Source organism: Labrys sp. 22185 (assembly GCF_052045555.1).
GTDB classification, from domain to species: Bacteria; Pseudomonadota; Alphaproteobacteria; order Rhizobiales; family Labraceae; genus Labrys; species Labrys neptuniae.
Map to the genome: position 1 here is coordinate 412,726 of NZ_JBQEPH010000004.1, position 7,857 is coordinate 420,582.

At 65.7% G+C, this 7,857-nt stretch carries 8 protein-coding genes; 6 read left to right on the plus strand and 2 right to left on the minus strand.

The window, feature by feature from the left end; genetic code table 11:
- Positions 1–113: 113 nt before the first annotated feature.
- A complete protein-coding gene (locus ACTJKX_RS11790; RefSeq protein WP_311937554.1) occupies positions 114–824 on the minus strand; it encodes a L,D-transpeptidase in 711 nt (236 codons plus the stop codon).
- A gap of 257 nt (positions 825–1,081) precedes the next feature.
- Positions 1,082–1,687, minus strand: coding sequence for a 3-isopropylmalate dehydratase small subunit (gene leuD / locus ACTJKX_RS11795; RefSeq protein WP_440725362.1), 606 nt, complete (start codon positions 1,685–1,687; stop codon positions 1,082–1,084).
- A gap of 122 nt (positions 1,688–1,809) precedes the next feature.
- Between leuD and ACTJKX_RS11800 the strand changes: the two genes are divergently transcribed.
- From ACTJKX_RS11800 to ACTJKX_RS11825, 6 genes are all read left to right on the plus strand, one after another.
- Complete coding sequence (locus tag ACTJKX_RS11800; protein WP_311937548.1) at positions 1,810–2,397, plus strand: hypothetical protein; 588 nt, start codon at positions 1,810–1,812, stop codon at positions 2,395–2,397.
- A gap of 102 nt (positions 2,398–2,499) precedes the next feature.
- Positions 2,500–4,035: a trimethylamine methyltransferase family protein gene (locus ACTJKX_RS11805; RefSeq protein ID WP_440725363.1), complete on the plus strand. Its 1,536-nt coding sequence runs from the start codon at positions 2,500–2,502 to the stop codon at positions 4,033–4,035.
- A gap of 99 nt (positions 4,036–4,134) precedes the next feature.
- Positions 4,135–4,422 carry an aa3-type cytochrome c oxidase subunit IV gene (locus ACTJKX_RS11810; protein WP_082980274.1) on the plus strand — a complete coding sequence of 96 codons (288 nt, stop codon included), beginning with the start codon at positions 4,135–4,137 and terminating at the stop codon, positions 4,420–4,422.
- A gap of 252 nt (positions 4,423–4,674) precedes the next feature.
- Positions 4,675–5,817, plus strand: coding sequence for a Re/Si-specific NAD(P)(+) transhydrogenase subunit alpha (locus ACTJKX_RS11815; protein WP_440725377.1), 1,143 nt, complete (start codon positions 4,675–4,677; stop codon positions 5,815–5,817).
- A gap of 132 nt (positions 5,818–5,949) precedes the next feature.
- On the plus strand, positions 5,950–6,450 hold the full coding sequence (locus tag ACTJKX_RS11820) for a proton-translocating transhydrogenase family protein (RefSeq protein ID WP_068299804.1): 501 nt from the start codon (positions 5,950–5,952) through the stop codon (positions 6,448–6,450).
- A gap of 10 nt (positions 6,451–6,460) precedes the next feature.
- On the plus strand, positions 6,461–7,857 hold a 1,397-nt coding region (locus ACTJKX_RS11825), incomplete at its 3' end, for an NAD(P)(+) transhydrogenase (Re/Si-specific) subunit beta (RefSeq protein ID WP_440725364.1).

The following is a 7,857-nucleotide window of genomic DNA, read 5'->3' on the forward strand; positions in this document are numbered from 1 at the left end:
TCAACAGGGGATCGACTGAGGACGGCACGGTTGCGAGCGCGCCGAGGCAGTCCCGCAATTGCTATACTCCGCACTATAATGGGCGGCCTGCGGGCGTTCGCCGGACGCCGCTATCACATCGCCGCTTCCTGGTCGTCGTAGCTGCCGTCACCGCCATCACCGCCATTGCCGAGCACCACAACGCGCGTGCCGACGGGCGTGTTGTTGTAGAGGTGGATGATGTCCTGGTTGAGCAGGCGGATGCAGCCCGACGACATCGACTTGCCGATCGAGGAGGGGTCGATGGTGCCGTGCAGGCGGTAGAGCGTGTCGCGGTTGCCCTGGAACAGATACATGGCGCGGGCGCCCAGCGGGTTGCCGGGGCCGCCGGGCATGCCGCCCGCCCATTTGGCCGCTTCGCTGTCGCGCTTCACCATGTCGGAGGGCGGGGTCCAGCGCGGCCACACCGCCTTGCGCTTGATCGTGGCCCGGCCGTTCCAGGCAAAGCCCTCGCGGCCGACGCCGACGCCGTAACGCGTAGCGTTGCCGCCTTCATGCACGTGATAGAGATAGTGATTGGGCGGGTCGACCACGATGGTGCCGGGTGCCTCGCCGGTCGGGTCGGAAACCTCCCGGCGCAGGAAGGCGCCGTCGATCCGCCTCAGGTCGATCGCCGGGACCGGATTGCCGTTGTCGTCGAAGCCCGCATAGATTTCGCCGTAGTCGTAATCGCTGCCGCCCCAGCCGTCGAAGATCGAGTCCGCGGAAAGCCGCTTCGACGAGGCGCAGCCGGCCAAAAGGAGGGGAGCGCCGAGCACGAAGAGGCGGCGGGACAGTTGAGGCATCACAGACCTTCCAAACCGGGAATCAGAATGAGCATGCGAATCGCGCGCATACTACAAGCTGATCATCGTTAATTCTTCATTATCCGGTACAATAAGGTCGTTCAGAATTCCTGCCTCAAAGGCGGTTTCCCAACGTCATCCGTGGTAATCGGCAAGAGTTCGTGGTGCCACAGGAAGTTGCATGCGCGTCTCGCCATCGAGCGGGGCGCGCATTTGAAGTATCCTTGCGGGCGGTTGCCCGGCCGTACGCGACAGGCTCAGATCCAGGGCCGTGTCGCGGCCGTCTTCTGCTCGAAGGAAGAGATGGAGGGGGTCTTCTCCATCGTCACGCCGATATCGTCGAGGCCCTTGAGCAGCTTGTTCTTGCGGGCCGGATCGATGTCGAACTTGACGCTACCGCCATCCGGGCCGTGGATTTCCTGGGCTTCGAGATCCACCGTCAGCGTGGCATTAGCGCCGCGCCGAGCATCGTCGAACAATTTTTCGAGATCGGACTCGGAGACGACGATCGGCAGGATGCCGTTGTTGAAGCAGTTGTTGTAGAAGATGTCGGCGAAGGAGGTGGAGATCACGCAGCGGATGCCGAAATCGAGCAGGGCCCAAGGGGCATGCTCACGCGAGGAGCCGCAGCCGAAATTGTCGCCGGCAACCAGAATCTTGGCCTGGCGATAGGCAGGCTTGTTCAGCACGAAATCCGGATTCTCGCTGCCGTCATCGTTGAAGCGCATCTCGGAAAACAGCCCCGCGCCGAGGCCCGTGCGCTTGATGGTCTTGAGATATTGCTTGGGGATGATCATGTCCGTGTCTACGTTCATGATTTCCAGCGGCGCAGCGACGCCGGTGAGCGTGGTGAACTTGTCCATTGTGTTCAAACCGTGTGAGATGGGGCCCTGTTGCCCGGTCTTTTATGGCCAGATGGCCCAAGTGACAAGCGAATTGGACGACAAGCAAATTGGGTGACAGGTAAATTGGACCGGAAAGAACCATGTCTGGCTTGTTGAGGCTGAGCGAGGCGGCGCGACGCGCGGCCGTGAAGGCATTGGCGCCCGCCGAGCCGATTGTCTACGTCACCGCGCCTGACCCGCGCGAGGCTGCGCGCAATGCCTTGCCGACCCTCGGGGCCGGGGTCCTGCTCGCCGTGCTCAGCCTGCCGATCGCCTGGGCCTGTCTCGCTGCCGTCTGGCAGGCCGTCCACAATGGCGGCTCCTTGATCTTGCCGGCCTTGTTCAGCCTGCTCGCCGTGCCGGCCTTCCTGTTCGGCCTTTACCTCGTCTGCGCCCCCTGGGCGGCTTATCGGCGGGCCAAGGACCGTGTGGTGCTGATTACCGACCGGCGCCTGGTGCTGATCTCCATCCGCAACGGCGTCGAGGAGGCCCTTTCCGGCAGGGCCATTCTGGGCGTTGAGCGCAAGGGCATCGAACGCGGCTTCGGCACGCTGGAAGTCCGCCATGAGGCGAAGGGTGACGAGGCCGAGACGACCTTGACCGGGCTCGACAATGTCATGGCGGCCGAACTCGCCATCCGGCGGCTTTCGCTCGATCATTCCGTCACCATCATCTCGCCGGTGCACTGAGCGGGCAGAAACTGTCGCCTGTAGAACAGGGAATGTCTGGTTTCAGTCTTTGAGACATTTTCGTCCGGCTAGCATCGCCCTGTCCAATTCAGGAGTGGCGCGATGGGGGCGGAAGCAGGGACCGAGACGAGGCGAGCCCGTTCGGGACGGCGCGGGGCGCGCAGCGGGCCGGCGGCGCCCGCTTACATCACCCGCCGGATTCCACCCTATGAGATTCTGTCAGAGGAAGCTCTCATCCGCATCGAGGAGCATGCCGACCGCATCCTCGAGGAAGTCGGCTTCGAGATCCGCGGCGACCAGGAAGCCGTCGACCTCTTCCGCAAGGCTGGCGCCGAGACCGATGGCTGGCGCATCCGCCCGCCACGCGGCCTGGTCCGCTCGATCATCCAGGCGAGTTGCCCGGCGAGTTTCGTCCAGCACGCCCGCAATCCCGAGCGCTCGGTGGTGATCGGTGGGCCCAATACGGTGTTCTCGCCGGCCTATGGCTCGCCCTTCGTTTCCGATGCCGATCGCGGCCGGCGCTATGGCACGCTGGAGGATTTCGGCAATTTCGTCCGTCTCGCCTATCTGACGCCCTGGCTGCATCATTCCGGCGGCACGGTGTGCGAGCCGGTCGACGTGCCCGTCAACAAGCGGCATCTCGACATGGTGTTGGCCCATATGACCCTGTCGGACAAGGCGTTCATGGGCTCGGTGACGACGGCGCCGCGGGCCGCCGATTCCATCGAGATGTGCCGCGTGCTGTTCGGGGCTGATTTCGTCGACGCCAACTGCGTCATCCTCGGCAACGTCAACACCAATTCGCCTTTGGTGCTGGACGGGGAGGCCTCGCGCGTCATCCGCACCTACGCCAGGGCCAATCAGGCGGCTGTTTGCGTGCCCTTCATCCTCGGGGGTGCCATGGGACCTGTGACCACGGCGGGCGCCTTGGCGCAATGCTTCGCCGAAGCCATGATGTGCGTGGCCCTCACCCAGCTCGAGCGGCCGGGCGCGCCGGCCATCCTCGGCAATTTCCTGTCCTCGATGTCGCTGAAATCCGGTGCCCCCACCTTCGGCACGCCGGAACCGGCGCTCGGCTATCTCGGCATCGGCGCGCTGGCGCGCCGGCTCGGCGTGCCCCTGCGCTGCGGCGGCAATCTGTGCGCTTCCAAGATCCCAGACGCCCAGGCCGCCTATGAGAGTGCCAATTCGATGTGGCCGGCCTTCCTGGCCGGGGCCCATTTCATCCTGCATGCGGCTGGGTGGGCCGAAGGCGCCCTGGCGATGTCCTACGAGAAATTCGTGATCGATGCCGACCAGCTCGGCGCCTTCCATACCTTCGCGCGGGGTATGCCCGTCGACGAGAACGCCTTCGCGCTCGACGGCTTTCACGAGGTTGGGCCGGGCAGGCATTTCCTCGGCAGCGCCCATACCATGCGCAACTATGAAACCGCCTTCTACGACTTCCCGCTCTCGGACAACAATTCCTTCGAGCAATGGAGCGAAGAGGGTAGCCACGACATCGTCCAGCGCGCCAACCGCAAGTGGAAGGCGATGCTGGAGGGGTATGAGCCGCCACCCCTCAGCGCGGATAAACGCGAGGCGCTGGAGGCCTTCGTGGCTGAGCGCAAGGCCGCCATGCCCGATGCCTGGTATTGATACGGACGCCGCCGGCGGCCGGGGCCTGCCACCAAATCGCCGCATTGCATAAAGCGGCTCTTCGGGTTAAAGCCCCTTTATCCAATTCTGGGGATGAAAATGGCCGAAGCACATCACGACACGATGACCGCGCACGACTTTTCCGATCACAAGAACACCTATGAGGGGTTCCTGCGTTTTTCCGCGATCGGAATGGCCTGGACCCTGGGCATCGTGGTTGCGCTGGCCATCGGCGGCACCAGCGGCCGCTGGGGCATCTGCTCGATCATCGCGATCCTGTCGACCATCGCCACCGTATTCGGCATGGCGGTGAAGAGCTGGAGCTGGAAGCCCGGCGCCCTCGTGCTGATCCTGGGACTTCTGATCCTGCTGCTCCTCTCCCACTGAAGCGGCGGCTGCCGCAGGGGACATGGCCGGACCTGCGACCGCTCCATCCGGGCGGGAGCCTGTTGCCGCGTCCCCTGGAGCAAAACGCGATTTCTTCGAATCGCACTTTTTACCTAGCTATTTGTTTTTACGCGTTTTCTTGAACGAGAAGTCTATCGGCTTTTCTGGAAAATGCTCTCGGCGAACGATCCCGGCGTAGACCGGAGCGACCTCTCTGCATATCCCTGCAGCCCTGTGCGAGGAGCGATCATGATCGGCATAGCTGTCCCGGCAGAAGTTGAATCCGGCGAACCTCGCGTTGGCGCGACGCCCGACACGGTGAAGAAGCTGCTTGCGCTTGGCGCGACGGTTCGGGTCGCGAGCGGTGCGGGGCTGGCGTCCGGGATCACGGACGAGGACTATGCGGCGGCTGGGGCGAGCGTGGTGGCTTCCAATGCCGAGGCGCTGGCGGGCGCGGCCATCGTGCTGAAGGTGCGCCGCCCGCGGGCGGACGAGCTTTCTGCCTATCCCCATGGCGCTTTGGTGCTCGCCATCATGGATCCCTACGGCCAGCACGAGGCGCTCGCCGCTTTGGCGCAGGCGGGCGTGTCGGCCTTCGCCATGGAGCTGATGCCGCGCATCACCCGGGCGCAGGTGATGGACGTGTTGTCCTCCCAGGCCAACCTCGCCGGCTACCGGGCCGTGATCGACGCCAGTGCCGAGTTCGGCCGGGCCTTCCCGATGATGATGACGGCCGCCGGCACCGTGCCCGCCGCCAAGGTCTTCGTGATGGGGGCGGGCGTCGCCGGCCTGCAGGCCATCGCCACGGCCCGGCGCCTGGGCGCGGTGGTCACCGCCACCGACGTGCGCCCCGCCGCCAAGGAACAGGTCGCCTCGCTCGGCGCCAAATTCGTCGCCGTCGAGGATGAGGAGTTCAAGCAGGCCGAGACCGCGGCCGGCTATGCCAAGCCGATGTCGGCGGAGTACCAGACCAAGCAGGCCGCCCTGGTGGCCGAGCACATCAAGAAGCAGGACATCGTCATCACCACCGCCCTGATCCCCGGCCGGCCCGCCCCGCGCCTGGTCTCGGCCGAGATGGTGGACAGCCTCAAGCCAGGCTCCGTGCTGGTGGACCTGGCGGTGGAGCGCGGCGGCAATGTCGAGGGCGCCCGCCCCGGCGAGGTCGTGGTCACGCCGGGCGGGGTCAAGATCATCGGCCATCTCAACGTACCCGGCCGCCTGGCCGCCTCCGCCTCCTCGCTCTATGCCCGCAACCTCTTCGCCTTCGTCGAGACGCTGGTCGACAAGAAGGAAAAGACGCTGGCGCCCAATTGGGAGGACGAGTTGGTCAAGGCCACCCTCCTCACCAAGGACGGGGCGGTGGTGCATCCTTCCTTCCAGCCCCAGCCGGCCTGACGATCGGGGGCGGGTCTTCTCAGCTCCATCGGGAGATGGAGCGGGACCCGCCTGGAACGGACTGCATCTCATCAAGAGGCGGATCTGAAGACCCGCCCCCCAATCAGATCCATCCCATCGAGGGAGACCGACATGGCCGACACGCCCCAAGAGCTTCTCGACAAGGCCCAGGCCGCGGCGCAGGCTGCCGGCGAGGCCGCCAGACACGCCCAGGACTATGCCGACCAGCTCGCCGCCACGCTGGGGGGCGTCGCCCATGCCGCCACCGGCGGGGCGATCGATCCCTTCGTCTTCCGCTTCGCCATCTTCGTGCTCGCCATCTTCGTGGGCTATTACGTGGTGTGGTCGGTCACCCCGGCCCTGCACACCCCGCTGATGTCGGTGACCAACGCCATCTCCTCGGTGATCGTGGTGGGCGCCCTGCTCTCGGTCGGCGTCGCCCTGGCCGGGGACGAGAGCGGTCCCTGGTGGGCCCGCGGCTTCGGCTTCCTGGCTTTGGTGCTGGCCTCCATCAACATCTTCGGCGGCTTCCTGGTCACCGAGCGCATGCTGGCCATGTACAAGCCCAAGGACAAGACCGCCGACAAGACCAAGAAGACCGGGGCCTCTTCGGCCGCCGGCGCCGGCCAGTGAGGAAGCGTCCATGTCCGTGAATCTCACCCAGTTCCTCTATCTCGTCGCCGGCGTCCTGTTCATCCTGGCGCTGCGCGGGCTGTCCTCGCCGACCTCCTCGCGCCAGGGCAACCGCTTCGGCATGATCGGCATGGGCCTGGCCGTGCTGACCACGCTGGCGGTGGCCCCGCCCTCGGGCGTGTCGGGCTGGCTGCTGGTGGTCGCAGGCCTGGCCGTCGGCGGCGGGCTCGGCGCCGTGGTGGCCAAGCGCGTGGCGATGACGGCGATGCCGCAATTGGTGGCCGCCTTCCATTCGGGCGTCGGCCTGGCCGCGGTGTTCGTGGCCGCCGGCGCCCTCTATGCCCCCGCCGCCTTCGGCATCGCCCATGGCGGCGAGATCGAAGCGCAGTCGCTGGTGGAGATGTCGCTGGGCGTGGCCATCGGCGCCATCACCTTCACCGGCTCGGTGATCGCCTTCGCCAAGCTCAACGGCAACATGTCGGGCGCACCGATCCTGCTGCCGAGCCGCCATGTCATCAATGCGGCCCTGGCCGCGCTGCTGGTCGCCCTGATCATCGCCTTCGTGCTCTCGGCCAGCCACACCCTGTTCTGGCTGATCGTCATCGCCTCGCTGGTGCTGGGCGGGCTGATCATCATCCCGATCGGCGGGGCCGACATGCCGGTGGTGGTCTCGATGCTCAACTCCTATTCGGGCTGGGCGGCGGCCGGCATCGGCTTCACCCTGGGCAACCTTGCCTTGATCATCACCGGGGCGCTGGTGGGCTCGTCGGGCGCCATCCTGTCCTACATCATGTGCAAGGGCATGAACCGCTCCTTCATCTCGGTGATCCTGGGCGGGTTCGGCGGCGATGCGGCGGCGGCCGGCGGCGGCGGCAAGGGCCCGGAGACGCGCCCGGTCAAGCAGGGCTCGGCGGACGATGCCGCCTTCATCATGAAGAATGCCGGCAAGGTCATCATCGTGCCCGGCTACGGCATGGCGGTGGCGCAGGCCCAGCATGCCCTGCGCGAGATGGCCGACCAGCTCAAGGAAGAGGGCGTCGACGTCTCCTATGCCATCCACCCCGTCGCCGGCCGCATGCCCGGCCACATGAACGTGCTGCTGGCCGAGGCCAACGTGCCCTATGACGAGGTGTTCGAGCTCGAGGACATCAATGCCGAGTTCGCCCAGGCCGACGTCGCCTTCGTCATCGGCGCCAACGACGTCACCAATCCCGCCGCCAAGACCGACCCGGCCTCGCCCATCTTCGGCATGCCCATCCTCGATGTCGAGAAGGCCAAGACCGTCCTCTTCATCAAGCGCGGCATGGGTTCGGGCTATGCCGGCGTCGAGAACGAGCTCTTCTTCAAGGACAACACCATGATGCTCTTCGGCGATGCCAAGAAAATGGTCGAGGAAATCATCAAGGG

Excerpts from the sequence above, each read along its gene's own strand:
- ACTJKX_RS11790 (WP_311937554.1), bottom strand. The coding sequence starts at position 824 with ATGCCTCAACTGTCCCGCCGCCTCTTCGTGCTCGGCGCTCCCCTCCTT.
- leuD (WP_440725362.1), bottom strand. The coding sequence starts at position 1,687 with ATGGACAAGTTCACCACGCTCACCGGCGTCGCTGCGCCGCTGGAAATC.
- ACTJKX_RS11800 (WP_311937548.1), top strand. The coding sequence starts at position 1,810 with ATGTCTGGCTTGTTGAGGCTGAGCGAGGCGGCGCGACGCGCGGCCGTG.
- ACTJKX_RS11805 (WP_440725363.1), top strand. The coding sequence starts at position 2,500 with ATGGGGGCGGAAGCAGGGACCGAGACGAGGCGAGCCCGTTCGGGACGG.
- ACTJKX_RS11810 (WP_082980274.1), top strand. The coding sequence starts at position 4,135 with ATGGCCGAAGCACATCACGACACGATGACCGCGCACGACTTTTCCGAT.
- ACTJKX_RS11820 (WP_068299804.1), top strand. The coding sequence starts at position 5,950 with ATGGCCGACACGCCCCAAGAGCTTCTCGACAAGGCCCAGGCCGCGGCG.